General features: G+C 65.4%; 27 protein-coding genes and 1 tRNA gene. 15 read left to right on the top strand and 13 right to left on the bottom strand.

Annotation, left to right across the window (positions count from 1 at the left end):
* Positions 1 to 66 precede the first annotated feature (66 nt).
* Positions 67 to 726 carry a metallophosphoesterase family protein gene (locus ACSC1R_RS04975; protein ID WP_439027972.1) on the bottom strand — a complete coding sequence of 220 codons (660 nt, stop codon included), beginning with the start codon at positions 724 to 726 and terminating at the stop codon, positions 67 to 69.
* A gap of 85 nt (positions 727 to 811) precedes the next feature.
* Here ACSC1R_RS04975 and ACSC1R_RS04970 point away from each other — a divergent pair, with 85 nt between their 5' ends.
* Together ACSC1R_RS04970 and ACSC1R_RS04965 are read left to right on the top strand one after the other, a co-directional pair.
* On the top strand, positions 812 to 1,666 hold the full coding sequence (locus tag ACSC1R_RS04970; protein ID WP_439027971.1) for an SDR family NAD(P)-dependent oxidoreductase: 855 nt from the start codon (positions 812 to 814) through the stop codon (positions 1,664 to 1,666).
* Positions 1,666 to 2,625: a patatin-like phospholipase family protein gene (locus tag ACSC1R_RS04965; RefSeq protein WP_439027970.1), complete on the top strand. Its 960-nt coding sequence runs from the start codon at positions 1,666 to 1,668 to the stop codon at positions 2,623 to 2,625. The genes ACSC1R_RS04970 and ACSC1R_RS04965 overlap by 1 nt, the downstream gene beginning before the upstream one ends.
* Before the next feature lies 1 nt (position 2,626).
* Here ACSC1R_RS04965 and ACSC1R_RS04960 read toward each other — a convergent pair whose 3' ends face one another.
* The 3 genes from ACSC1R_RS04960 to ACSC1R_RS04950 form a co-directional block, all read right to left on the bottom strand.
* Positions 2,627 to 3,208, bottom strand: a complete 582-nt coding sequence (locus ACSC1R_RS04960) for an IMP cyclohydrolase (RefSeq protein WP_439027969.1) — start codon at positions 3,206 to 3,208, stop codon at positions 2,627 to 2,629.
* A 93-nt stretch (positions 3,209 to 3,301) separates the two neighbouring features.
* A complete protein-coding gene (locus ACSC1R_RS04955; RefSeq protein ID WP_439027968.1) occupies positions 3,302 to 3,976 on the bottom strand; it encodes a hypothetical protein in 675 nt (224 codons plus the stop codon).
* Between the two features lie 63 nt (positions 3,977 to 4,039).
* A complete protein-coding gene (locus tag ACSC1R_RS04950) occupies positions 4,040 to 4,792 on the bottom strand; it encodes a sensor domain-containing protein (protein ID WP_439027967.1) in 753 nt (250 codons plus the stop codon).
* Positions 4,793 to 4,893: 101 nt separating this feature from the next.
* On the opposite strand from ACSC1R_RS04950, the gene ACSC1R_RS04945 reads away from it, so the two are divergent.
* The 3 genes from ACSC1R_RS04945 (at position 4,894) to ACSC1R_RS04935 (ending at position 5,978) form a co-directional block, all read left to right on the top strand.
* Positions 4,894 to 5,241 carry a helix-turn-helix domain-containing protein gene (locus ACSC1R_RS04945; protein WP_439027966.1) on the top strand — a complete coding sequence of 116 codons (348 nt, stop codon included), beginning with the start codon at positions 4,894 to 4,896 and terminating at the stop codon, positions 5,239 to 5,241.
* Positions 5,238 to 5,579 (top strand): DUF7521 family protein, encoded by a 342-nt coding sequence (locus ACSC1R_RS04940; protein ID WP_439027965.1) that lies wholly within the window; start codon positions 5,238 to 5,240, stop codon positions 5,577 to 5,579. Before ACSC1R_RS04945 ends, ACSC1R_RS04940 begins: the two co-directional genes overlap by 4 nt.
* A gap of 210 nt (positions 5,580 to 5,789) precedes the next feature.
* Positions 5,790 to 5,978 carry a hypothetical protein gene (locus ACSC1R_RS04935; protein WP_439027964.1) on the top strand — a complete coding sequence of 63 codons (189 nt, stop codon included), beginning with the start codon at positions 5,790 to 5,792 and terminating at the stop codon, positions 5,976 to 5,978.
* A gap of 344 nt (positions 5,979 to 6,322) precedes the next feature.
* On the opposite strand, the gene ACSC1R_RS04930 is transcribed toward ACSC1R_RS04935, so the two are convergent.
* The 4 genes from ACSC1R_RS04930 to ACSC1R_RS04915 all read right to left on the bottom strand — a co-directional run bounded on the left by ACSC1R_RS04930 (position 6,323) and on the right by ACSC1R_RS04915 (position 7,296).
* Positions 6,323 to 6,556, bottom strand: coding sequence for a hypothetical protein (locus tag ACSC1R_RS04930; RefSeq protein ID WP_439027963.1), 234 nt, complete (start codon positions 6,554 to 6,556; stop codon positions 6,323 to 6,325).
* Between the two features lie 120 nt (positions 6,557 to 6,676).
* The gene (locus tag ACSC1R_RS04925; RefSeq protein ID WP_439027962.1) at positions 6,677 to 6,847 is read right to left on the bottom strand and encodes a hypothetical protein; all 171 of its coding nucleotides are present in this window, start codon (positions 6,845 to 6,847) and stop codon (positions 6,677 to 6,679) included.
* Positions 6,848 to 6,885: 38 nt separating this feature from the next.
* Positions 6,886 to 7,071, bottom strand: a complete 186-nt coding sequence (locus tag ACSC1R_RS04920; RefSeq protein ID WP_439027961.1) for a hypothetical protein — start codon at positions 7,069 to 7,071, stop codon at positions 6,886 to 6,888.
* A gap of 81 nt (positions 7,072 to 7,152) precedes the next feature.
* Positions 7,153 to 7,296 (bottom strand): hypothetical protein, encoded by a 144-nt coding sequence (locus tag ACSC1R_RS04915; RefSeq protein ID WP_439027960.1) that lies wholly within the window; start codon positions 7,294 to 7,296, stop codon positions 7,153 to 7,155.
* 129 nt (positions 7,297 to 7,425) lie between these two features.
* Between ACSC1R_RS04915 and ACSC1R_RS04910 the strand changes: the two genes are divergently transcribed.
* From ACSC1R_RS04910 to ACSC1R_RS04885, 6 genes are all read left to right on the top strand, one after another.
* Positions 7,426 to 7,611: a hypothetical protein gene (locus tag ACSC1R_RS04910; protein WP_439027959.1), complete on the top strand. Its 186-nt coding sequence runs from the start codon at positions 7,426 to 7,428 to the stop codon at positions 7,609 to 7,611.
* A gap of 494 nt (positions 7,612 to 8,105) precedes the next feature.
* Positions 8,106 to 9,233 (top strand): methyltransferase, encoded by a 1,128-nt coding sequence (locus ACSC1R_RS04905; RefSeq protein WP_439027958.1) that lies wholly within the window; start codon positions 8,106 to 8,108, stop codon positions 9,231 to 9,233.
* A gap of 225 nt (positions 9,234 to 9,458) precedes the next feature.
* Entirely contained in the window at positions 9,459 to 10,067 is a 609-nt protein-coding gene (locus ACSC1R_RS04900) for a PH domain-containing protein (RefSeq protein ID WP_439027957.1), read from the top strand.
* Between the two features lie 135 nt (positions 10,068 to 10,202).
* Positions 10,203 to 10,275, top strand: a tRNA-Gln gene (locus ACSC1R_RS04895).
* A 122-nt stretch (positions 10,276 to 10,397) separates the two neighbouring features.
* Positions 10,398 to 11,138, top strand: a complete 741-nt coding sequence (locus ACSC1R_RS04890; RefSeq protein WP_439027956.1) for a rhodanese-like domain-containing protein — start codon at positions 10,398 to 10,400, stop codon at positions 11,136 to 11,138.
* Positions 11,139 to 11,329: 191 nt separating this feature from the next.
* The gene (locus ACSC1R_RS04885) at positions 11,330 to 11,608 is read left to right on the top strand and encodes a hypothetical protein (RefSeq protein ID WP_439027955.1); all 279 of its coding nucleotides are present in this window, start codon (positions 11,330 to 11,332) and stop codon (positions 11,606 to 11,608) included.
* Positions 11,609 to 11,938: 330 nt separating this feature from the next.
* On the opposite strand, the gene ACSC1R_RS04880 is transcribed toward ACSC1R_RS04885, so the two are convergent.
* Complete coding sequence (locus ACSC1R_RS04880) at positions 11,939 to 13,636, bottom strand: formate--tetrahydrofolate ligase (RefSeq protein WP_439027954.1); 1,698 nt, start codon at positions 13,634 to 13,636, stop codon at positions 11,939 to 11,941.
* Between the two features lie 295 nt (positions 13,637 to 13,931).
* On the opposite strand from ACSC1R_RS04880, the gene ACSC1R_RS04875 reads away from it, so the two are divergent.
* A complete protein-coding gene (locus ACSC1R_RS04875) occupies positions 13,932 to 14,942 on the top strand; it encodes a transcription initiation factor IIB (protein ID WP_439027953.1) in 1,011 nt (336 codons plus the stop codon).
* A gap of 579 nt (positions 14,943 to 15,521) precedes the next feature.
* On the opposite strand, the gene ACSC1R_RS04870 is transcribed toward ACSC1R_RS04875, so the two are convergent.
* Complete coding sequence (locus ACSC1R_RS04870) at positions 15,522 to 16,307, bottom strand: helix-turn-helix domain-containing protein (protein WP_439027952.1); 786 nt, start codon at positions 16,305 to 16,307, stop codon at positions 15,522 to 15,524.
* 611 nt (positions 16,308 to 16,918) lie between these two features.
* On the opposite strand from ACSC1R_RS04870, the gene ACSC1R_RS04865 reads away from it, so the two are divergent.
* From ACSC1R_RS04865 to ACSC1R_RS04855, 3 genes are all read left to right on the top strand, one after another.
* Positions 16,919 to 18,643, top strand: coding sequence for an L-lactate permease (locus ACSC1R_RS04865; RefSeq protein ID WP_439027951.1), 1,725 nt, complete (start codon positions 16,919 to 16,921; stop codon positions 18,641 to 18,643).
* Between the two features lie 72 nt (positions 18,644 to 18,715).
* Entirely contained in the window at positions 18,716 to 19,225 is a 510-nt protein-coding gene (locus tag ACSC1R_RS04860) for a LutC/YkgG family protein (RefSeq protein WP_439027950.1), read from the top strand.
* Positions 19,222 to 21,432, top strand: coding sequence for an LUD domain-containing protein (locus tag ACSC1R_RS04855; protein WP_439027949.1), 2,211 nt, complete (start codon positions 19,222 to 19,224; stop codon positions 21,430 to 21,432). The genes ACSC1R_RS04860 and ACSC1R_RS04855 overlap by 4 nt, the downstream gene beginning before the upstream one ends.
* 21 nt (positions 21,433 to 21,453) lie before the next feature.
* Here the strand turns inward: ACSC1R_RS04855 and ACSC1R_RS04850 are convergent, their stop codons facing one another.
* The 3 genes from ACSC1R_RS04850 to ACSC1R_RS04840 form a co-directional block, all read right to left on the bottom strand.
* Entirely contained in the window at positions 21,454 to 21,879 is a 426-nt protein-coding gene (locus ACSC1R_RS04850; protein WP_439027948.1) for a hypothetical protein, read from the bottom strand.
* Positions 21,880 to 21,981: 102 nt separating this feature from the next.
* Positions 21,982 to 24,168 carry an alkaline phosphatase PhoX gene (locus tag ACSC1R_RS04845; protein ID WP_439027947.1) on the bottom strand — a complete coding sequence of 729 codons (2,187 nt, stop codon included), beginning with the start codon at positions 24,166 to 24,168 and terminating at the stop codon, positions 21,982 to 21,984.
* Positions 24,169 to 24,567: 399 nt separating this feature from the next.
* Positions 24,568 to 24,720 (bottom strand): hypothetical protein, encoded by a 153-nt coding sequence (locus ACSC1R_RS04840; RefSeq protein WP_439027946.1) that lies wholly within the window; start codon positions 24,718 to 24,720, stop codon positions 24,568 to 24,570.
* Positions 24,721 to 24,838: the final 118 nt, after the last annotated feature.

The following is a 24,838-nucleotide window of genomic DNA, read 5'->3' as shown; positions in this document are numbered from 1 at the left end:
TGGACCAGCTGAGCCGGTGTCTATGTCGACGGGTACGTCAGTCCCGAGAAAACCCGTCTCCGCTCGCTACTCGCCCCGCTCCAGCCGAGTCGCCAGCCGTTCGGGCAGCCCGACCTCGCGAATCGCGTCCTGGACCCGCTCGATGTCGTATTCCACTCGACGCTCGTCGACCGTCCCGGAATCCATGTCGAGCACCGAGTAGGCCGCCCGGGGGTCGCCGTCGCGGGGCTGGCCGACGCTGCCGGGGTTCATCACGATGCCCTCGGCGAACTCGGCGGTGTGCTGGACGTGGGTGTGGCCCATGATGAGGACGGCTTCGCCGCGCAGGAGGTTCGGGGCGAACTCGTGCGGGCGGGTGTAGTGGTCGGGGTCGTCGGGGTGGCCGTGGACGAGTTTCACGTAGCCGTCGCACTCGCGGCGCTCGTCGGGCAGGTGGCCGAGCCACTCGATGTGGTGGTCCTCGAGGTGCTCGCGGCTGTAGCGCACCCCGGCCTGTGCCATCTCGTTGAACCGGAAGCCGGTGTCGCGGGCGACCGCCCGGTCGTGGTTGCCCATGACGGTCGGCACGTCGCGTTCCATCAGGGCGTCGACGCACTCGGCTGGCCAGGGTCCGTAGCCGACCACGTCGCCGGCACAGAGCAGGCCGTCGACCGGTGGCATGTCTGTGAGCACCGCCTCGAGGGCGACCTTGTTGGCGTGTACGTCCGAGATGACGCCGAACTTCATGGTACGTGACAGTTGTTCCAGCGGTATAGTTCTCACGTGCAGTCCGGACCTAGTTTCTTGGTAACTCGGCACGCGCGTTCGGACGATGGCGGACGATTCCATCCAACCGGCGGAGTTGACTCGCGAGGACGTACTGACAGTCGACGACGACCACTTCACGACGGATTCCGTCGCTATCGTGACGGGTGGTGGGTCGGGTATCGGGCGGGCGACGGCGGTCGCGCTCGCGGCCAACGGCCTCACCGCAGTCGCCACGGACATGGACGAGGATGGCCTGGAAGGGACCGTCGCGGCGGCCGAGCGATGCGAGGTCGAGGGAACGGTCGAGACGGTCGTGGGGGACCTCACCGAGGACGACGACATCGAGCGAATCGTCGCGGAGTCGGCAGAGTACGGCGAGGTACGCTACCTGGCGAACATCGCCGGACTCCAGCACATCGACCCGCTCCCCGAGTTCCCGATGGAGAAGTACGACCTGATGCACGACGTGATGCTCCGGGCACCCTTCTACCTCTCGAAGCTCGTCATGCCCCACATCCGCGACACCGACGACGGGGTCGGCGCAATCGGGAACATGGCCTCGATTCACGGCCACATCGCCACCCAGGACAAGGCGGGCTACATCACCTCGAAGTTCGGCCTGCGGGGGCTCACGCAGTCCATCGCGGCAGAGGGTGAGGGCACCCTGCGGGCCTTTACCATCTCGACGGGGTACGTAAAGACCCCGCTCGTCACGAACCAGATTCCAGACACTGCGAAAGAGCGTGGCATCACAGAGCGCGAGGTCGTCGAGGACGTGATGCTCGGCGACGCGAGAGTGAAGGAGATGATGGAACCAGTCGAGGTCGCAAACCTGTTCGTCCTCGGGTTCTCGAAGCACGGCCGCCACCTCGACGGCGGCGACCTCACCTGGGACGGCGGGCACCTCACCACGTACTGATGGGGACCCGCGTCGCCATCGCCTGTCAGGGCGGGGGGAGCCACACCGCCTTCACCGCGGGGGCGCTCAAGCGCCTGCTCACCGAGTGCGAGGACGAGTACGACATCGTCGGCCTCTCGGGTACCTCCGGCGGGGCGGTCTGTGCTGCGGCGGCGTGGTACGGCCTGCGTTCGGAGGAGCACACCCCACAGCAACTGCTCGACGACATCTGGGAAGACCTCACCGCGGACTCCCCGACCGACCGGCTTGTCAACGACTGGGTGGTGTGGAACTCGACCGTCGAGTCCAGCGGCTTCCCGACGGTTCGGGTTAGCCCGTACCAGAACCCGATGGCGAGGTCGGCGCAACGTCAGTTCCAGCGCCTGCTCGAACGTCACATCGACTTCGACCGGTTTCACGACCTCGCGACCGGCGACGCCCCGCGACTCGCGGTCGGAACCGTCGACGTCACCGCCGGCGAGTTCGAGACCTTCTGTGACGACCACGTGGACGCACTGGCTATCCTCGCCTCGGCGGCGATTCCGGACCTCTACCCGGCAGTCGAGATACACGGGCACGCCCACTGGGACGGGCTGTTCTCTCACAACCCACCCATCCGCGACCTGTTCCGATTACCGGCCGAGCGCAAGCCCGAAGAGCTGTGGATCATCCAGATAAACCCCCAGCACATCGACGACGAACCGAAGAGCCTGCGCGAGATATACGACCGGCGTAACGAGCTCTCGGGGAACATCTCCCTGAACGAGCAGCTGCACTTCGTCGAGAAGGTGAACGACTGGATAGACGAGGGCCATCTCCCCGAGACCGACTTCCAGAGGACGGAGATCCACCGCATCGCTATCGACGAGCAGTTCTACGCGTCCTCGAAACTCGACCGGTCTCCCGATTTCCTGGAAGAACTGGAGCGTCGGGGTCACGACCGGGCGAGTGAGTTCTGCGAGAAACGTCGCGAGGAGTGAGTTACTCGCCGTTCTCGACGGCCAGCTCGAAGTCGTCGCCGTCTCGCGAAACACCGGCCGCACACACCGCGTGCTCGTAGTCTGCGTCGTACACTTCGGCGGCGGCCTCGGCGGCCGTCACCGAATCGAGCGTGTACGCGGTCGGGGCGTCCTCCTCGTAGGTCGCGACCAGCGTCGGCTCTTCGACCTGTTCGACGACGAGGGCGTCCTTGCGGACGATGCCGATGTACGCCTCACCGTCGTCTGTCATGATGCCGGCGATGCGGGGCGTGTTGTAGTCGTCCTTCTCGTAGTCGAGCGCCAGCAGGGACTGCGCCAGGGCGTCGCGGGCGGGGTAGCCCATGGCGAGTTTCTCGGCGGCGGGGTCGACGTGTGAGCCGTTGCCCAGTACAGCCCCGTTGTCGGTGACACGCACACAGTTGTAGGCGATGTACGGGTTGTCCGTCTCTGGAGCGTCTTCGGTCGGGCCGACGGTGAGGGTGTCCTCGCCGCGCTCGGTGACCTGCCGGTTCGGGAACGAGCGGGAAGAGACTCGATACGCGCTGACGTCCGGACCGACGACGATGAATCGTCCGATGTACATACACGAGTGTGCACACATTCGGGGTAAGAAGGTGTCGATGTATGCACGGTAGGGCTATCTTCCGGCGTCTGCATCGACGACTGGTGACTGGACTCAGTCCGTGCTGGCGGGGCGCTCGGTGCCGAACTGCTGTCTGTACTGCCGGGCTGTGTACCAGATGGCGATGCCACCGACGAGCGTCGGGGCCAGCCAGCGTGCGATGGTCGGCAGGAACGTGAAGTTGACCGTACCGAAGGCGGTCACGGTCGCGATGTAGGCCCCACCCATGCGCTGGAGGTGCTCGAAGAACCACTCGCGGGGTTCGGCGGTCTCCGACCGGAACCGCTGGACGTCCTGCCCGGCGACGACGGTCGCGATGGCACCGAAGACGAACATGACGATGGCGAACGCTTCGCCCTCGAGGTAGAACCAGCCACCCATGGTGACGAGGCCGATGCCCGCGAGTCCGAACAGAGCCACCGCGACCCAGTCTTCGGTCTCGGCCCGGTCGGCAGGGCGCTTTCGCGACAGCACCCGGTAGCCCGAGTACGCGAAGTAGAAGCTGAAGATGGCGACGAGGCCGAGGAAGATGCGGCCGACGGACTGCTCGATGGCGAGCAGCCCGAGTGCCGTCGTCGAGACGACGGCCATCCCGTACACGTAGGTCCGGCCGAGTCGGCGGTGGCGACGACCGCCTTTCTCGGTGACGATTGCCCCGGCCCCGGTGACGAGTGCGACGAAGCCGGCGAAGATGTGGACGCCGAGAACGATGGATTCGATGGTGTTCATATCACTCTCACAACTGTTGGAATCATAACTATATCGGTAAGGGTTTCTGGGAGTTCGACGGGGTCAGCCCTGGCCGACGACACGGGCGTGCGGGCCGAGGAGCTTCGTCGCGTACCCGAGAATCCACGCGGCGGCGTTGAGCAGGTGGAACCCGAGGAACAGGAGGACGACGCCGATGGCGGAGACGACCAGTGCGCCCTGGAGCGTGGTGACCTCGCCGGTGGCGAACTCGATGGGACGGGTGAGGGTGATGGTCCAGAAGTCCTCGGTGAACTGGAGGGCGGGCACCAGCGTGACGGTGCCCTCGTTGCCGAAGCTGAGGGACACGCCCGGCCGGTCGTAGTAGAACGGCGCGGCGATGAAGACGGCCGAGACGACGGTCCAGACGACGAGCGCGACGAACGAGCCGAGACCGACCCAGAACTTCGCGAACGAGACCACGAGGCTGACGTAGGTGCCGTAGTCCGTGACGAGGTCTTTCGCGTAGTCGAGGACGCCGTCTTCGAGACTGGCCTGGCCGGACCGGACGGGCACGTCGAACCCGAGCAGGTGTCTGGCGCTCTCCGTCTCGATGCGCATGAACGCGGTCCCGAGGACGAGCGTCAGGAGGAGAATCGGCACACCGACCACCAGGACGATGGTGCCCGCCCCGAGAGACCCGGCCGTGACCAGCGTCACGAAGTAGAACATGCCCAGCGGGAACGCCAGCGCCAGGTACAGGAGGTTCTTGTACGTCTGGAGTCGGAACGGGACGCCGACGAGCGTCCAGAGGAGGGAGGCGGGGTCGGTCATGGAGCGGGATTCAGTTTGGTTCATCAACACATCGTTGTTGTGGTGGGAGCATAAACCAGCGAGGCGACTTTCCGGCCCGGAAACTCGGGACCTCTTTATATGTCCGCTGCGCAACGCCTTCCACTGTGAGTGAGGAGTGCGACGAGGCGGAACTGCTCGCCCTGCTCGACGACGAGTACGCTCGCGCCATCCTCACGGCCACGAGTACAGAACCGATGTCTGCCACCGAACTTGCCGAAACGTGCGAGATGTCTCCGCCGACGGTGTACCGCCGGGTCGAGCGACTGCAGAACTGTGGGCTGCTCGCCGAAGACATGCAGTACGCCGAGGACGGCCACCACTACGCGGTCTACCGGTCGACCGTCGACCACGTCACCGTCTCCTTCGCCGACGGTGACCTGACCGTCGACGTGGCCCGCGAAGAAGAAGCGGTCGCGGACCGCTTTACCCGCCTGTACGAGGGGTTACGATGAGCGCCGTCTCCCTCGCCTCGCTCGGGGTCGTCCCGTTACAGGCGTCCGAGACCGGCTCGGAACTACAGGTCGCGGTCGTTCTCGCGACCTTCTTGCTCTCGACGCTGCTCGGGCTGTTCATCGCCCGGAAGGCCTACCAGGGCTACCGGCGCAACGACAGCGGCCCGATGCTCTTCCTCGCCATCGGTATCGTCCTCCTGACTGCGGTCCCGGCCGTGCTCTCTGTCGCCCTCTCGACGTTCACGTCGCTCCCCGGGTCGCTCGTGGTGACGGTGACGAACCTGTCCGAACTCGCCGGACTCGTGGCCATCGCGTACTCGCTGTACGGACGGTTCTGACCGGTCGAACTGGCTGTGCTGGCAGGTACCTGTCTCCGTACTTATTATATGGTTGATGAAAAACGACCTCGCGTCTCTGATGGGGTATATGGCTCTCAGGCGGCCTCTATAGTCACTTTTCTCCATCCTGCCCCATCGATTCACCCCGTAGGTGTAAGGACACAAATCTTTATATCTCGTTGATGAGAATAGAGAACCGGGGGAGAAGCCATGACTGCAGGCAATATCACAGACCCGGTAGCAGCGTTGTTCGTCGAACTCACCGGCGAGACCACCATCACCGAACGTCAGGTCGTCATGAACCACGACGGGCACTCGGACGACCTGGTGGCCGACCTGCGAGCGACGATCTTCGAAACCGGTCTCGCCGACACGCTGTCGACACCGGACGTCGAGTGAGGCCTGCTGTCGAACCGATTCGGTAGCGGGCCAGAGGGCACTTTGGCGCGGCGTGTCGGGGGGCACACCCGCCAGCACGAGGGGAGACGGCATCGGGATGGGGGAGATTCAGGAGCGAGGCTGCGACTCGGCGACAGTTCTGGAGCGTTCCACTTTCATTTCCACTTTCACTTTCACCCCGACCGTGGCTCGGGTTTACACGGTCGGCGGATGCCTCTCTCGACATGGGCGAAGCCAGTCAGGTCACCCGCTTCCAGGCCACGATAGACGCGACCGTCCTCGACTCGACCCTCCAGGTACTCGACGCCATCGCGGACGAGGCGCTGTTCCAGCTCCGACCGGATTCACTGTTCGTCCGGGTCATCGACGCCGCCGAGGTGGCGATGGTCGAGACCGACCATGACAGCAGGAACGGCTTCGGTCGGAACCGTCCCGGTACCCCGGCCCCAGAGGAGGGTCAGGATGCCAGCCGTGCCGACGCCCACGAGCGCCCACATCCCGGTGCGACTCCGGTCCGAGCCGATAGCGAGTACCCCGGCCAGCACGGTGACGACGGCGCCGACCCAGGCGTACTCCACTGCAGACCCGACCGTCTCAGCCAGCGTGACGCCGGTCCTGCCGGTCGCCAGCGCGATGCCGAGGTCGGACGTGACGATGTTCCTGTCTACGTCGTCCGTGAGACGAGCGTGGGAAGTCGTTCAAGCCTTCGCACCGGCGACGCCGCTCCCGATGGCGGCACCGCAGTGGTTGCACGCGACGAGGTAGAATCGCTTGGAAGCCGCGAAGAAGCCAGTGGTCGCGTCCATCTCGACGAACTCCACGTCGGTCTTCTCGGAGAGCGTCGCGTCGCATTCGGGGCAGTGTGCCATGAGTCTGTGTTTTGACTGGTTCGATAAATGTCTTGTTCTCACGTGGCACCGCCGCCGGCTTTCGCACCGGCGACGCCACTGCCGAGCGTCTCACCACAGCTAGCACAACTCGCGACGTAGAACCGCTTGGAGGCCTTGAAGAAGCCGGTGACTGCATCAGTCTCGATGAACTCGACGTCCGACGCGTCAGCGAGGGTGGTCTCGCAGGCGGGACAGTGGACCATACCCACCCGTTTCGTATCCAGAAACAAACATCTGTGGGTGCACCGGGCGGGGTCCGACGTCGCGACGGTGCTGCTGGGGCGTTACAGTCCGACCAGGTCGTCGAGTTCGACGTCCGTGACGGTGCCACCACAGGCCGCACACTCGTCGACGTGTCTCGGGGCCGGCCCGCCTTCCATGTGCAGGTTGCCACAGTCGGTGCACACCTCGAACTCTGATTGAAGCATACGGGCACCGGTTCGGGGTCGGCCCAGTTGGTTCGTCGGCCAAGGTACCGTGGGTGCCCAACGTGGCGTTCTCTAATTATAAGAAATACGGCAGTATTGATGCCGGGACGGCCCGTCTCTTCACCTGTAATGATACCGTTACAAGCACTCGGTGCCCCGGAGATACTCGTCATCCTCCTCGTGTTCGCCATCCCGGTCGCTATCGTCGGCGCGGCGGTCTACCTGCTCCGCAACCGCGCGGGGAAGGTCGAAGAACTCGAGAGGCGCGTCGACGAACTGGAAGCGGAACTGCGTGGCAGGGACCACCGACCGTGACGGCCGCGAGATGTCACTCCTTCTGCGGCGATTCGAGTTCGAGCCCCGGCGAGTAACGCCGTGCGGTAGCGACCCCGAACTGGCGACGGTCCGTCCCCGTCGAACAGTACAGTTTTGTCGGCCCAGTGGATAGTACAGGCCAGATTGAACACGAGCTCGAGGTCGGACTCGGCGTCACGCCCGTAGCCTGGGACGACGTGGTTCGGCCGGCTCGCCGACTGTGGGCCGTTCGGGGCCACGACCGGATTCGCTATCGGTCGTGACGCGCCGGGCAGTCACGCTTTCGGCACCTGGTTCACGCCTGCGCTGCGGTGCGCGTGAGCCGTTTCTCTCGCTCTCTGTACACCGCTAGCGCAGCGCGTGGGTCGTCTCGTTCTCAGACCGCCAGCAGCCCCAGAACCCACGTCAATGCCGCACACACCGTCGACTCGCTCGACGTCCGACCGAGAGCACCGCCCACAGACCACGAACCGACCACAGTGGGGACGCCATCGATGAGGCACCCTGCCGACGAACTCACGCTGGAGGCGCAGGTCGCCGACGGACCGGACCGGTACCGCTTCCGGACCGCTGCCGGGGTCCACTCGGCCGATGCCTTCCGGGAGGCCGAACTGCTCCTCCTCGAACACCTCTGGAACACTGACCTCGGGGACCTCTGCTGTCTCCAGGCGAACTACGGCGTCACCGCCGTCGTCCTCGCCGCCCGTGCCGACACCGTCCAGGCGACCGAATCGAGTGCCCGCGCGGCCGCCCTCTGCCGGCGGAACTGCCGAGAGAACGGGGTCGACGCGACGGTCGACTGCCTCGCCGACCCGGCCAGTCTCGCCGACCGCTTCGACACCGTCGCCTACGCCCCGAAGCCGTACACTGCCATCGCGATGGGGAAACGCCGCCTCGCCGCTGGACTCGCCATGCTCCGGCCCGGTGGCTCGTGCTACCTCGCCGCCGCGACCCGCACCGGCCTCTCACGGTACGCTGACTGCCTCCGCGAGGTGACCGGTGAGGTCGAGAGAATCGGGCGCGATGGGGAGTACGAGCTCCTCCGGGCGACCCGTCCGTCGACCCTCGACCGTCCGACGTACGCCACGCCCAGTCGCTTCGACGCGACCCTCGACGGCGTCGACTGTTCGTTCGTGACTCGTCCGGGGCTGTTCTCGGCCTCGTCGGTCGACCACGGGACACGACTCCTCACCGAGACCGCGACCGTTCGTGACGGCCAGCGCGTCCTCGACCTCTGCTGTGGCTACGGCCCCGTCGGGACCTACGGTGGCCTCGCCGCCGACTGCGAGGTCTATCTCACAGACGACGACGCGGTGGCGACAGCCTGTGCCGAGCGAAGCCTGGCGGCCTCGGGGGTCGATGCGACGGTCGTCACGGCCGACTGCCACCAGGGGGTCGTCGACCAGACCTTCGACCGCGTCCTGTGCAACCCCCCGACCCACGCGGGCGATGAGGTCCTCCGCGACCTCTTCGCCGGCGCTCACACCGTGCTCGCACCTGGCGGCCGCCTCCTGCTCGTCCACCACTGCGACCTGGACCTCCGGCCCCACCTGACCCGGTTCGACCGCGTCGAACGGCGACGAATCGGCAGGGAACACGTCGTCCTCGCGGCGAGCCCATAGGACACCTGATAGGTTGGGGGTGAATCCAGCAGACTCCCCCGGCCACGACTGGTCGGTGACCGTGACAGGACTGATATCGTTCGACTCGGCAGCCCCTGCAACCTTCTCCATCCACGACATCTCTGTATCGACGCCTGCGGTGCCACGGACGAGAGACGGAACGTGGTTCTCTTCGGCCGAGAATCGTCTCACGTGTAGATACGTTCAGTGCGCGTTCGTTCTAGCATGAGACCCCAGAATCAGTGGTTCAAACCGGAGAAGCTCACAGTGTACTACTTCGCTCTGGAAGCCATCGTCCTCGCCATCGTCCTGGCTATCGTCGGCGTACTCGCCCTCACCGGCGTCCTCTTCGAGCCGGAGTTGTGGGTCCTGGCCGTCGGCGCCGCCGCCGTGCTCGTTCCCGTCGCCTTCGTCACCTGGTGGATTCCGGCCTTCTACCGAAGTGCCGACTACCGCCTCACCGCTGACGAACTCGAGTACCGCCGTGGTGTCTTCTTCCAGCAAAAGACGACGGTCCCCTACAACCGCATCACCAACGTCGACTCCGTCCAGGGACCGGTCCAGCGGGTCGTCGACGCCGGCACGGTCCGAATTCACACGGCTGGGTTCGGCGGCCAGACCGGTGCAGAACTCACCATCGACGGCGTCAGCGACTTCGAGGACATCAAAGAACAGGTCCTCGATGCGGTCCGTGGCCGTGCTCCCGAGGCGACCGAGGGCGCGAGCGTCCCCGAGGTCGCTCCGACCCCGGCCGAGACCGGGTCGGACTCCGGCGAGGTGCTCGCCGAACTCCGGCGGATTCGAGAACTTCTGGAACGGGGCCGAGTCGCCTGAGTCGACGGGGTACCCCGTGTGACTCGGACGACCCGCGTGACGTCGTGCCACCGTCTTACCGTTTCGCAACACTCAAATATCCCAGTGCAATACTGTATGATGGATTCGGGACGTGCGTGTCCCGGACGACGACACAGTTCCATGGGGTAGTGGCCAATCCTGTTGCCTTCTGGGGGCAACGACCCAGGTTCGAATCCTGGTGGAACTACTTCTCGCGACACGTTTCGACTCGACTCGAGACCTATCGTCGCCTCCGGGTCTCCAGTCGAAACGAAGGGGTTATTCCGTTACCAACATCCCTATTTCGACTCACGCCATAGCTTCTGTCATATGAAACGACGGGCGTTCCTCTCCGGTGTCGGGCTCTCGACGACAGCGCTGGCGGGTTGTCTCGGGAGGATCACCGGTGGCGAAGACCAGACGAGTCGCGGCACGTCGCCCGAAGGCTACGAGACGATATCGGTCGACGGCGAGCAGATCGCGCTGGTCCCGGTCGACGAGACGTACCAGTGGTACCAGAACGACGAGGCGAAGTTCGCAGACGCACGTGGGAAAGAACAGTACGACGAGGCACACATCACGGGCGCAGTGAGTAGCCCGGTCCAGACAGCCATCGACGGGTCGCCCGTCGGTGACTGGGCGAAGGACGCGCGCATCGTGACCTACTGTGGCTGTCCGCACCACCTGTCGTCGATGCGGGCAGCGGAACTGCAGAAGGCGGGGTACACCAGGGTGTACGTCATCGACGAGGGCTTCTACGAGTGGACAGACCGTGGGTACCCAGTTACCGGCGCCTCCGCGAAGCAGGAGTTCCAGATTCGCGGGCAGACCGACCCCGAATACGCCGGGGAGATGGTCATGCTCTGGCTGCAGACAGACGAGCGCGCGGAACCGCTGGAAGCGGCACCCGTACAACCGGATGGGTCCTACACCATGACCGTCCACTTCGGCGGTGTCACCACCGAGTCGGCCGTCTCGCTGGAGGCTCCCGATTACGAACTCCAGACGACGCTCGGGGCGCTCACCGAGCAGGTCGTCACGGCGGCGTCGGTCCGGACACTCGAACAGTAGGCCTCAGAGGGGTCGCGGACCGTTCACAGCACCTCGCCGCCCTCCGGCGGTGCGACACTCCGATACCAACGAACGTCAGCAGGCCGACGCCGCGGATCCCGAGAGTATCGAGGCTACCGGGGAGAGCGTCGACACCACCGGCAGTCACTTCAGCGAGTATCGACTGGATAGTGGCGACTCCCGTGCCGACGATGCGGACGGTCGCAGCCGTCAACCTGACCGTCGTGAATGTCCCGAGCACTGGCCTCGTCGTCACCGGACTCCCGGTGTGTCGGGGCAGCTACCGCCCCGTCTCAGCGCTGGGAGATGAACTCGAGGATTTCGACGGTCAGGTTCGGTGTCTCTCCGTCTTTGTAGATGTCCCAGCCGCCTCTGATTTCGATACCGTTCTGTTCGGCGAGTTCGAGGAGCGCTCGAAGACCCGCTTCGAACTCACGTTCCGTCGTCGGTTCTGGTATGGTGTTTCTTGATCCGGGCATGGGTTTCGAGTGTGGTAGTAGGGGGGCGACCTCGGGATTTCACTTCGACAGGGTGGAAGACTGGGGGCAGTCGTTCCGTGACGATGGTCGCGTATCGGATACCAGTACGGTCGCCTTTGTATTCGTTATGGCCATTACCGAAAGATAGTTGGAAATTTGCCACTTTCACGGCGCGGACCGACGTACTCCATCGACCGGACGCGAAACGCGTCGCACCGGAACCCGGTTCCCGGGGGCGAACGGTGTCGAACTGTTCACCCGCCTCACGTTCCCGTCCCGGAGCGAGTGCGGTGACGGGGTTCGATTCCTCCCGGAGTGGGCTCAGAACAACCCACTCACGTTCCCGTCGTCGTCGACCGTTATCGCTCTCGCGGCGGGGTCTGCGGGCAACCCCGGCATGGTCAGCACGCTCCCGGTCAGTGCCACGATGAAGCCCGCCCCCGCAGACGGGTAGAGCTCGCGGACCGTGAGGTCCCAGCCGTGGGGGACGCCGACTCGCTCGGCGTCGTCCGAGAGCGACGCGGGGGTCTTCGAGATGCACACCGGTAGGTCGTCCAGTCCGAGCGATTCGATGTGCGACAGGTCCTTTCTGGCGTCCGGGGTGAACTCGACGCCGTCAGCCCCGTACACCTGCGTGGCGACCGCACGAATCTTCTCGTCGAGTGGGGCCGACAGCGGGTAGGTCGGCTGGAGGTCGGCCTCGCCCGAGTCGGCCGCGTCCGTCACCAGCCGGGCGAGTTCGAGTCCGCCCTCGCCACCGTCCTGGTAGACCGTCGAGACCGCGGCGGGGACGTCGCGTGCTTCACAATGCTCCAGTACCGCGGCTATCTCTTCGTCGGCGTCGTCGGGGAAGCGGTTGATAGCGACGACGACCGGCAGACCCATCGCCCGGAGGTTGTCGACGTGGTGGTCGAGGTTCAGGAAGCCAGCCCGGAGCGCCTCGATGGAGTCCTCGTCGTCGACCGTCGCCGAGCCGTGCTTCTTCAGCGCCTCGACCGTTGCGACGACCACTGTCGCGTCGGGAGCCACGCCCTCACGCGAGACGATATCGACGAACTTCTCGGCACCGAGGTCCGCCCCGAACCCTGCCTCCGTGACGAGGTAGTCCGCCAGCCGGAGACCGAGGTGGTCTGCCAGCACGGAGTTCGTCCCGGTCGCGATGTTGGCGAAGGGACCACCGTGGACGAACGCGGGCGTCCCCTCGATCGTCTGGACGAGGTTCGGTCGCAGTGCGTCCTTCAGCAGCGCCGTCACCGCACCGACGATGCCGAGGTCTGCGACGGTGACCGGCTCGCCGTCGGTGTCGTAGGCGACGATGATGCGCCCGATTCTGGCCTTGAGGTCGGCGATACCCGTCGCCAGACAGAGCACGGCCATCAGCTCGGAGGCCGCGGTGATACAGAACGAGTCCTCACGCGGTGGCCCGTTCGTCGACCCACCGAGGCCGACGACGGTCTCACGAAGCGCCCGGTCGTTCACGTCGAGCGCCCGGCCCCAGACCACGCGGTCGGGGTCGACGTCCAGTGGATTACCGTGGTGGCGGCTGGCGTCGACCGTCGCCGCGATGAGGTTGTGGGCCGCCGTGACGGCGTGGATGTCGCCCGTGAAGTGGAGGTTTATCTCCTCCATCGGGAGCACCTGGCTATAGCCGCCCCCGGCCGCCCCACCCTTGATACCGAACACCGGCCCCTGCGAGGGTTCCCGGACCGCGACGGCGTTCGATTTCCCGAGCCGGCCGAGTGCCTGGCCGAGCCCGACCGTCGTGACGGTCTTGCCCGCACCACGACGCGTCGGCGTCATCGCGGTGACCAGAATCAGCTTCCCGTCTGCGGGTCGTTCGAGCGTGCGCTGGATGCTCTCCCAGGTCAGTTTCGCCACCTCGTTCCCCCGCGGTTCGAGGTCGGCTCCGTCGAGCCCGAGGTCGGAAGCAACGGCCTCGATAGGTCGGCGCGTCGCCTCCCGCGCGATTTCGATGTCCGGCGGTACCGCTCGCTGTGTGGCTGGTTGGTGACTGCTCATGCGTACCTGATGATACGTCCAGCAGGGGGTTAATCTCGATAGGCGGTTCTCAGGTTCTGGTAGCCACAACGATGGCACCTGGGTCACCGACCGGCTGTTGGGTTGATGATGGACGAACAGTGGTTGGCGCGTCGCTCTCGCCGTAGTACGAGCGTCGAAACCGTGTACAGTCGGTGAATCGGTCTGCTCTCACCGTGTCTGGCTCGCGCCCGACCGCTGACGTAGTGGAGGCTGTTCGTCATATGCCAAACGAGGCTCCAAGGGGGAGTGACCACAAGGACTGGGTACACGATTGATGTCGGAGACAACCCGAACTGCCTGGCGCTCGGCATCCACCGACGTCAGGTCGACCCCCCACGAGGAACAGCACGAGACGACCGACGGCGAGTCCGAACGGCCCAGCGAGGCGGACCTCGTCTACGACGAACGCCACGGCGAGTGGGTCGACCCGGAGACGGGCGAAGTCGTCCGCGAGGACGCCATCGACCGCGGCCCGGAGTGGCGCGCGTTCGACTCGGCGGAGAAGAACGAGAAGTCCCGCGTCGGCGCACCGACGACCAACATGATGCACGACCAGGGCCTGTCGACCAGCATCGGCTGGCAGAACAGGGACGCCTACGGGAACGCGCTCTCGTCCTCCCAGCGCCAGAAGATGTCGCGCCTGCGCACCTGGAACGAGCGATTCCGGACCCGCGACTCGAAAGAGCGCAACCTGAAGCAGGCCCTCGGCGAGATAGAACGGATGGGCAGCGCCCTCGGACTGCCGAAGAACGTCCGCGAGACGGGCAGCGTCGTCTACCGCCGCGCCCTCGAAGAGGACCTCCTGCCAGGGCGTTCTATCGAAGGTGTCGCGACCGCATCGCTGTACGCGGCGGCCCGACAGGCGGGCGTCCCCCGCAGCCTCGACGAAGTCGGCGAGGTCTCCCGCGTGGACAAGCAGGAACTCAGCCGGACGTACCGCTACGTCGTCAGGGAGCTCGGTCTGAAGGTCCAGCCGGCCGACCCCGAGCAGTACCTCCCGCGGTTCCTCTCGGAACTCGACGCGGGCCCGGCAGTCGAGCGACCGGCTCGTGGGCTACTCCAGGCGGCCAAGCAGGCGGGCGTCCACAGCGGGAAGAGCCCGGTCGGTCTCGCAGCTGCCGCCATCTACGCCGGTGGCCTGCTGGCCAGCGAGGAGCTGACCCAGGACCAGGTGAGCGAGGCGACCGACATCAGCGAGGTCACCATCAGGAACCGCTATCAGGAGCTGTTCGAGGTCGTCGGCCAGGACCGGCTCTCGAGCCTGCGAGTCGGGGATGGCGACTGAGGACCGGACCCGGCGGCCGACCGGGACGGTCTCCGAGTGGCGAGACACCGTCCTGTCGGGACTCGCACTCTGGGCCGTCGCCGGGCTTGTGTGGGTGGCAGTCCCGTCCGACCATCCCCTCCAGGCCGGTGTCGCGGTCGGCCTGATATATGGGGGGCTGTTGCTCCCGACGGCGTCGTATCTGTATCTGCAGGAGGTTGCCTCTGCGTCGAATCAGCAGGTACGTGTCCCCGCGCTCGTCGGACGGACGAAGACGCGAGTCGTTCGCCTGGCCTGTCGCGCGACCCGGTCCCGGCGGCCCACGTGTCCCTGCAGGCCCTGACTCGATTTCTCTGTGCGTGTCGACGACCAGCTATCGAGTGTCTGGCTCGGTCGGTGGGTGGAAGTAGCTATCGTCGTGCAGCCGGCGTGTAATCTCTTCGAGGACTCCATCGTCGCAGACGGGACACCGTGACGTCGGCTCCGGGAACGCGAAGACGGTCTCGCACCGGGCACAGGCGAAGAATCGCAGTCCGAGCACGACCGGAAGGTAGGGCCGCAGAGAGATAAGGGAGCGTTCGGGCCGGCAGGATACGCTTCTCAGACCTTCTTCGCCACCGGCTCCCGGGAACACTGCTCGCCGATGTCCGAGACCGCCCGCGAGACGAAACAGCCGATTATCCAGGACTCGGCCTGCTGGAGCCGGTACTGCAGGGTCGAGCGCGGAATCTCCAGCTCCTCGGCGACCTCGGCCATCGAGGTACCACGCGGGGTCTGGTAGTAGCCCATCCGGACCGCGGTCTCGATGGCCTCGCGCTGCTCGTAGGGGAGTTCGGCGAGCGTGATGGCCTCCTCGGCCCAGTACGAGGGGCCGCCGATCTGGCGGAAGGAAAGCGAGAGTCCGTCTCGTAACTCCTCGCTCAACGCCTCGTGCAGGCCCATCGCGTCACCGTCGTCGCGCATGAGGATGCGCCACTCGTACCGATTCTGGCGGCGCTCGGCGGCACAGAGGTAGCCCTCGCCGAGGTACATGCAGGCGAGCTGTGGAATCGAGTAGCAGTCGCCGGGGGAGGGGCGGAAGGTGTAGATGGTCCGGCGTGAGGGTGCGCGTTCGAGGAACTCGTGCTCCCAGTCGGTGTGGCAGTGGCGCGAGCCGATGCACTCGTTGCAGTGTTCGGGCGCGGTGTAGAGGTCGTCGATGCGTTCGAGGGCGTCCTCGGGGCCGGCGATGCGGTCGATGCGCCACATGCTGTTTGGTGAGACGTGGCAGTTGATGGTCCGGGCGTGGGCCTCCGGGTGTTCGATGAAGACGTCCATCAGTGGGTCCGCCCCCTCGTCGTACTCGATGGTGAACGCGAACTCGCGCATGGCACAAGATTTGGCCATCGCCAAATAAGCTCGTTGGTGTGAGAAGTATTCACAGTACACTTGGCATATGGCAAATTATAGTCTTCACAGCCCACCCATACCGAGCGACCAGTTGCTGTTCGACTCCACGAATCGTACCGAGCTGGCGCTCGGCCAGACGACGTTCCTCGTCCCCAGCGCTGAACTCGCCGAACACGAGATACCGGCTGCGCCGCTGGCCGACGATTAACCCAGCCGACACGTCCGCCCCCGGTCGGCCCAACCCCTTCGCTTCCACTCGAACCCACGCCACCTGTGCCGTCGTGTGAAATGGCTACTTCAGTCGTATGCACAGGTGGTTCAGTCGTGTGAAGAGGGGTATCCCGGGTCTCTGTGCAGGGTACCACCAGCCAGACGTGCCGAGTAGAGTGTCAAAAATCCCATGTGAGGCGGCGTGTTCCTGCGTCTCACATTTAGTCGATTCGACGCTTTGCAAACATTGCCAATCTTCGGTGATTCTTTAACGTAGTAAACTCGTCTTTGACTCATGCCAGACTCCGGCATACGGGATGAGATACGCTCGTCCATTTCGATGACGAGGAAGGACACGGAACAGACCATAAGACAGGGTTCGAGCGAGGTGAGCCTCCATGGCTGACCCGCTCATGATACTGCTAGCGGTGCTTCCGCTGGTCGCCATCACGGTGCTGATGGTCGGGCTCTACCAGCCCGCGACGACCACGATGCCCATCGCGTGGGCGACGGCCGCGGTCGTCGGGGTCGTCGGCTGGAGCATGTCGCCCGAACTACTCGCGGCGGCGACCATCGCCGGCGTGTTCACCGCCACGGAGATCCTCTGGATCGTCTTCGGCGCGATACTGCTGTTGTACACGCTCAAGGAATCGGGCGCGTTCGACGTCATCAACGCCGGCTTCTCGTCCATCAGCGACGACCGCCGGGTGCAGGTCGTCCTGCTCGTGTTCCTCATGGGGTCGTTCATCGAGGGCGCGGCTGGGTTCGGCACGCCCGCGGCCATCGTCGGCCCGCTGCTCGTGGGTCTCGGCTTCCCGCCGATGGCGGCCGTCGTCGTCGCCCTGACCGGGAACATCATGGCCATCACGTTCGGGGCGGTCGGGACGCCGCTCATCATCGGGCTGGAGGAGGTCTTCAGCCAGAACGCCCAGATACAGGAGGCCATCAACGGTCAGGGGATGACCGTCACCCAGTACGTCGCCGACGCGGCGGTCTGGGCGGCCTCCATCCACGCTATCGTCGGCATCGTGCTCCCGTTCATCGGGGTCGCGATGATGACGCGCTTCTTCGGCGAAGAGCGCTCCATCAAGCCGGCGCTGCAGGTACTCCCGCTCACCATCTTCGCGTGGGCCTCTTTCGCGATTCCGTACTGGCTCACCGCGTACTTCCTGGGCCCGACCTTCCCCGCGCTGCTGGGCGCGATGATCGGGCTGTTCGTCACGGCTGGCACGCTCAAGGCGGGCTTCCTGCTCCCCGACGAGGAGTGGGACTTCGCCCCCCGCGAGCAGTGGCCCAGCCACTGGGTCGGCGACATCGAACCCGGCGAGTCCGTCAGCGGCGGTGACCAGACCGTCGCCGCCGACGGTGGCGTCGTCGAATCGCGCCACGACATGTCGCTGGGCATGGCGTGGGCCCCCTACGTCCTGACCGCCGCGCTGCTGGTGGTCACCCGCGTCTGGAGCCCGCTCCAGAACTTCCTGAACTCGACGCTCGTCATCGCGTGGAGCGACATCCTCGGGACCGGTCTCGACGGGTCGTTCCGCACGCTGTACCTGCCCGGTGCCATCTTCGTGTTCGTCAGCATCGTCACCTACCTGCTGCACGGGATGGACGGTCAGGAGGTCAAGGACTCCTGGAAGGAGACCGGTGAGAAGATCCTGCCGGCGGTCATCGCGCTGTGGTTCGCGGTCGCGACCGTCCAGATCATGATCAACTCCGGGCAGGCGGCGAGCACCGACAGCATGCTCGTCATCCTCTCGGACTTCACCGCGAACCTCGCGGGTGGTGTCTACCCGTTCTTCGCGGCGCTGGTCGGCGCGTTCGGCGCGTTCATCGCTGGCTCGAACACGGTCAGTGACATCCTCTTCGGGACGTTCCAGTTCAACGCCGCACAGAACATCGGCGTCCCGACCCAGATTCTCGTCGGCGCACAGGCCGTCGGCGGGGCCATCGGGAACCTCGTCGCCATCCACAACGTCGTGGCCGCACTGGCCGTCGTCGGACTGGTCGGCGAGGAGGGTCGCGTCATTCGCCTCGAACTGATTCCGCTGCTGTACTACGCGGCGATGACGGGCGTCCTGACCATCGTGTTCGCCTACGTCGTCGCGCCCGGGGCCTTCTGACGGAGGCCGTTTTTTGGTACGTCGAACCATGAGATACGATATGCACGACCCGATTCACACGGGTGATGACCGATGAGCGGTGCCAGAAGCGACGTGGCCGAGCAGTGGGCGTCGCGCGCTGGTGACTTCGGCGTCGAGGTCACCTGGACCACCGCCGACGAGGCGACCGAAACCATCGCCGACCTCGTCGACGAGCAGGCGGTCGGCGCGCCGCTCCCCTGGGACGACGTGTCCCTGCCCGAGAGCGTCCGAACCGAGCCGACGCCGGCCGACCTCGACGCCGCGACGACCGGCGTCACGGCGGCCGACCTCGCCGTCGCCGAGTACGGCAGTCTCGTCCTCCGCCAGACGCCCGAAGGGAGCGAACCAGCCAGTCTCTTTCCGGACCTGCACGTCGCCGTGCTCCGCGAGGCCGACGTGGTGCCGGACATGGCGGCGGCGTTCGAGTGGCTGGGCGACGAACTCCGCGAGACGCGGGACTCGGCCATCCTCGCGACCGGCCCCTCGGCGACGGCCGACATGGGCTCGCTGGTGAAGGGAGCCCACGGCCCGAAGGCGGTCCACGTGGTGGTGGTCCGATGAGTTCCGACTCGCGGGGGGCGAAGGCCGCCCGAATCCGCCAGCTCCTCGACACCGAGGGTGCCGCCGTCGGCGAGAACGCCCGCGGCTTCAACCAGGGCCGGTACGACTCGGTCGGCAAACTGGACGACTACGAGGAACTGAAGGACGAGGCCCGCGCCATCAAGGAGGACGCCATCGAACGCCTCCCCGAACTCATCGACCAGCTCACCGAGACCGTCGAGGCGAACGGCGGGACGGTGTACATCGCGGACGACGACGCGGACGCCAACGAGTACATCGCCGAGGTGTGCGCCGAGCGAGACGCAGAGCGCGTCGTCAAGTCGAAGTCGATGACCAGCGAGGAAATCGAGGTCAACGAGCACCTCGAAGCCCGGGGTGTCGGGGTCACCGAGACCGACCTCGGCGAGTGGGTGCTGCAGGTGGCCGACGAGGCCCCGAGCCACATCGTCGCACCGGCCATCCACAAGTCCCGCGAGGAGATCGCCGACCTGTTCAACGCCGTCTTCGAGCCCGAAGAGGAGTTAGAGACCGCCGAGGAGCTGACGATGTTCGCCCGCGAGATGCTGCTGGAGGACATCAAGGCGGCCGACGTGGGCATGACCGGCGCGAACTTCGTCACGGCGGACTCCGGGACGATGGCGCTGGTCACCAGCGAGGGTAACGCCCGGAAGTCGGTGACGGTGCCGGACACGCATGTCGCCGTCGCCGGCGTCGAGAAGGTGATTCCGAGCGTCGAGGACCTCCAGCCGTTCGTCGAACTCATCGGGCGCTCCGGGACGGGACAGGACATCACGAGCTACATCTCCCTGCTCACGCCACCAGTGGACTCGCCGCCGGTCGACTTCGACGACCCGGAGACACCCATCACCGAGGGTGATTCGGACCGTGAGTTCCACCTCGTCCTCATCGACAACGGCCGAATGGCCATGCGCGAGGACGAACACCTCAGGGAGACACTCTATTGCATCCGGTGTTCGGCCTGCTCGAACACGTGTGCGAACTTCCAGGGCATCGGCGGGCACGGCTTCGGCGGCGAGACCTACTCGGGAGGGATCGCCACCGGCTGGGAGGCCGGCATCGAGGGCCTCGATACGGCCGCCGAGTTCAACGACCTCTGTACCGGCTGTTCGCGGTGCAAACCCGCCTGCCCGGTCGAAATCGACATCCCCTGGATAAACACGGTCGTCCGCGACCGCATCAACCGCGAGGGCGAGTCTGAAAAATTCGACTTCCTCGTCGACGGGCTGAGCCCGGACGCCGAAGGCGAGGACGGCCCGGAACTCCAGAAGCGCCTGTTCGGCAACTTCGAGACCCTGGCGAAAGTCGGCAGCACGTTCGCGCCGCTCTCGAACTGGGTGGCGAACTCGTCGCCCGCGAAGGCCATTCTCGAACGTACCGCGGGCGTGGACCGCCGCCGCGAGTTCCCCAGCTTCGAGCGCGAGACGCTGGTCGAGTGGTTCGCGAACCGGGACTCCCAAGCCCCGAACCACGCCGACCGCAAGGCCGTCCTCTACCCCGACGTGTACACGAACTTCATGCTGGTCGAGCGCGGGAAGGCCGCGGTCCACCTGCTCGAAGCGCTCGGCGTCGAGGTGGCGGTTCCCGACGTGCCGGGTGCCGGCCGCGCCCCGCTCTCGCAGGGGATGATCGACACGGCGACCGAGAAGGCAGAACGCGTCACGGCGACGCTCGCACCCTATCTCGACGACGGCTGGGACGTGGTCGTCGTCGAACCGAGCGACCTCGCCATGTTCCGCGAGGACTACGACCACCTGCTGCCGAAACCGGCGTTCGAGCCGCTCGCCGAGAACAGCTACGAGGTGCTGGAGTACGCCTTCGGCATGCTGTCGAACGGGGCCGACGCCGAGGTCCTGTCGACTGCGACCGGACACGAGTCGGTCGCCTACCACAGTCACTGCCAGCAGCGCAGCATGGGCCTCGAAGCGCACACCGTCGCGGTGCTGGACGAGTGCGGCTACGACGTGACGACCAGCGATGTCGAGTGCTGTGGGATGGCTGGCTCGTTCGGATACAAGGAGCAGTACTACGACCTCTCGGTCGACCTCGGCGACGACCTGACGGGACAGCTCCGCGACGCTGACGCCGACTACGTCGTCGCTTCGGGGACCTCCTGTACCGACCAGATAGACGACCTGCTCGGTGAGCGCCCGCTGCACCCGGTCGAACTGCTCGCGCCCGGGCAGTAACGGGACGGAGTCGTCTGGTTACTACTCTATCCCGCGTTCTCTCGCGCCCTCGCGGATCTCTTCGGCCCGGTGGCGCACCCGGGCGACGTAGCGTTCGATGACTTCGGTCTCCTTCCCGTAGAACGAGGAGACCCAGTGGCGGTCGGTGTAGGGTTGAGTGAGGAAGTACGCGGCGAGGGTGTCCCGGCCAGCCTGGATGATCTCCGGCGGGACGCCGCGTTCGCCCGTGCCTGCCTCCTCGAAGCCGTTCACGTCGAAGTAGACGTCGGCGTAGAGTTCGGCCATGGACGGGTCCTCGAACGTGATGCCGCGGTGTTGCGGTGCCCCAAAGCGGTAGCGTGGGCCGTCGTCAGCGGGGGACTGGCACTCGACGATTCGGACGCCGAGGATGTACTCGCGGTAGGTCGATTCGGTGTCTGTCGTGCTGGGGTCGTCTGCGCGTGACATGTGGTGGTGGTATCGTAGCAGGGGAAGAGGACGGCGGGACGTCCGGTCGGACGCCCCGACTCGAAGCGTCTGCTGTGGTGACTCGTCGGTGTGTGGTCTGGGTCAGTCGTCGTAGTGCGGGCGCTCGTTGCCTCTGCCGAGCGTCTGGAACCTGTCGCCCACGGGGGCGGGGCGCTCGTTATTTCTGTTTCCGTTGCTGTTGCCGTTTCCGTTGCTGTTGCCGTTTCCGTTGCTGTTGCCGTTGCCGTTTCCGTTGCCGTTGCCGTTTCCACTGCCGTTCCCACCCGGCTGTGAGTTGGGGTCGTAGACGTACAGGCAGTCGTTCGCGTAGCTCCGACCGAACTGGTCGGCGTCTTCACAGCACAGCACCCGACCGTCGTCCATCACGTACACGTTGTCGACGTTGATGAGCGCGTCGTCGGCCACGGCAGCTGGGTCGGAGCCATCGGGGCCGGTGATGACGGGTTCGAGCGTCGAGACGTTGTAGTCGGGTTCCAGTTTCGCGCGGTAGACGAGGCCGCCGTCGACGCGTTGCATCTGGATGTCGCCGCCGGGGGTCTCGTTCGAGAGGTCGTCGTTGAACTCGGAGATGCCGAAGTAGACGTCGTCACCGGGCGTCGCTTTGTCGACGCTGTCGACGCCTTCGGCCTTGTTGAACTCGATGGAGGCACCGATCTCCTTCGCGGCGGCGCGGGTCTCAAGGAACGGCACCTTCCGGAGGTCTTCGTCGACGCCGTCGGGGCCGTTCGCCTCGTACTGCTCGGCCCACGCGAGAATCTCCTCGTTGGTGATGTAGTTCTGGTTGCCGTTCTCCACGACGGTCCTGTCGGCTTCTTCGAGCGCCGTTTCGAGGTCGTCCTCCCAGCTAGTCTCGGCGTGGGTCTCCAGGTAATCGGCCTGCGTGACGTCGTCGTACTGGGCGATCCAGGACTCGACCTCCGTATTGGTCGCGTGACCGAGTTTCATCCACTCGACCTCGAGGTTCGTGTTCGCCGGGGACCGGCTGGCGTCGGCGGCCGCGTCGTTCGTTATCTTCGGTGCGTACAGCGTCCCGGCGATGTCCATCGGGTCGTCGTAGCTCTGGATGGGCCGGTCGGCGACGAACTTGTAGATACCTTTGCTGTCCCCGTCGGAGCAGCCGTACACCGTCTTCTTGTCGTGCTGGAAGTCCGGGGCCTCCCAGGCGGCACGACCCATGACGTAGTACTTGACGGGCTTCGGTTCGGCAGCCGTCGGCTCGCGGAAGTCCACGTGGTAGCCGTAGCGGTACGGGTTCGGGTAGACGTCGCTGATTGGGTCCGTGGTGTTGGTGTCACCGTCCTGGTCGACGCGCTCTGCGCCGAGGTAGTACGCGAGGAACTCGACGCCCGTCATCGCCCAGTAGCCCTGGACGTACCACGAGTCGTCGCCGTAGTAGTCGTCGACTGCGCCCTGTATCTCGCTCGGGTTCGGCCGGTTCCAGAACTGGCACGCGCCGACGATGCCCTCGCCCGACCCGGCTTCTTCGATGTCGCTCACCGTCGCAGTGAGGGAGACGCGCGGGTGGGCGTAGTTCTCCTCGGAGGAGACCATCGTCCCCCACGGGCTGAGGTCGCCGTAGCAGTTGATTCTGGTCCCGCCGATGCTGCGGAGGGCCTCGGTGTTCGCGAGGTTCATCGCGTTCTCGAGGTCGGCTTCCCACTCGCCCTCGTCGTCTTTGGTGAGGGGGATACGCGAGATGTTCCCGGGACTGTTCTCCCAGTTCGTGAAGAGGTATCCTTCGGTCTCCTCGTCGTTCGTCGGGACGAACTGGTTGCAGTCCGGGTTGTAGCCCGCGTTCCCGTACTGCGTGCCCGCGAAGTTCTCCTGTGTGATGTCGATGCCGTCGGGCGTCTTTGAGACACCGAGGCGCTCGGTTCCGCCGTTGATTCGGTCCTCCTCCTGGGCGAGCATCACGTACTCGCTGTCGCTCCCGCGGACCACGCTGCGCTCTTTCTCTGTCGCCGGCGCGGACAACTCCTCGAAGTCGTCGTTACTGCCGTCGAACTCGAACTGGAAGCCGCGGAAGTAACCGATGCCCGCCTTGTCGAACGGTTCTTCGTTGTCTCGGCTCGGGTGCTGCAGGCTGTACAGCAATGACCCGTCGGCGAACACGTACGGTCCCGTGACCTCTGCTCCCAGTGCGGTCGAGGAGAATCGTTTCAGGTCGCCCTTGACGCTCGGTGCACCCGGTGTGTCCGGGTCGTCCGGTGCCGCCCCGGCGACTCCGGTCACGCTCGCACCCAGTGCAGCCGCCACAGACGTTTCCATCAACTGCCGTCGTGTAAACTTCATGACGCACGTGGCACTCCGACCTATCGGCCAAAAGAACTTTGTAATAGGTCACGGGAGGGCGAGGTATTCTTCCCAAACGGCCACAAACTATACTATTGGTAACCACTGGCAATAGTCGATATTTACACCAATATAGTTACACAGTCAGCGAATTGGTGTTATTGTCCTGACTGGTCGGCGACGGCGGGTGTGGGTTCGATACCCCGACGAACCGGGTCGCCACTGGAGACCTCCGGTCGCCGAATCGGTCGCGTACATGGTAGCCCACCGATGGCCGTCGCGCCGACGTAGACGGTACGTCCACCGGTCGCTCGTCGGTAGTCGCCCCCCGTCCCGGGATGTCACCCCGTCGTGTTCGTCGCGGTAGTCCGTCGTTCACTCCCGTGCCTGCTCCAGCAGACACGAGATTGTGCAGTAGTAGTGCCGTATCTCCTGTTTCGCGCCCTTGAGCTCCATCGGCTTGACGACCTCTATGTGGGTGTCCTCTTCCTCGTCGATGTCGTCCATGCAGACGTTACATTGCGGCATATTGTGTGTCACCCTGCTGACCCCCGAACGCACGACCGGTCGACCCCTCGACCGCCATGCGGTGTGGTCACATCGAACTCGGGTTTCAACTATTATTGAAGTGTCGGCCGTTTACGAC

Origin of the sequence: Haloarchaeobius ordinarius (assembly GCF_051801355.1) — an archaeon.
Taxonomy (GTDB): Archaea; Halobacteriota; Halobacteria; order Halobacteriales; family Natrialbaceae; genus Haloarchaeobius.
The sequence above is the reverse complement of the archived record's forward strand: the minus strand, read 5'-3'. Positions and strand labels throughout refer to the sequence as shown.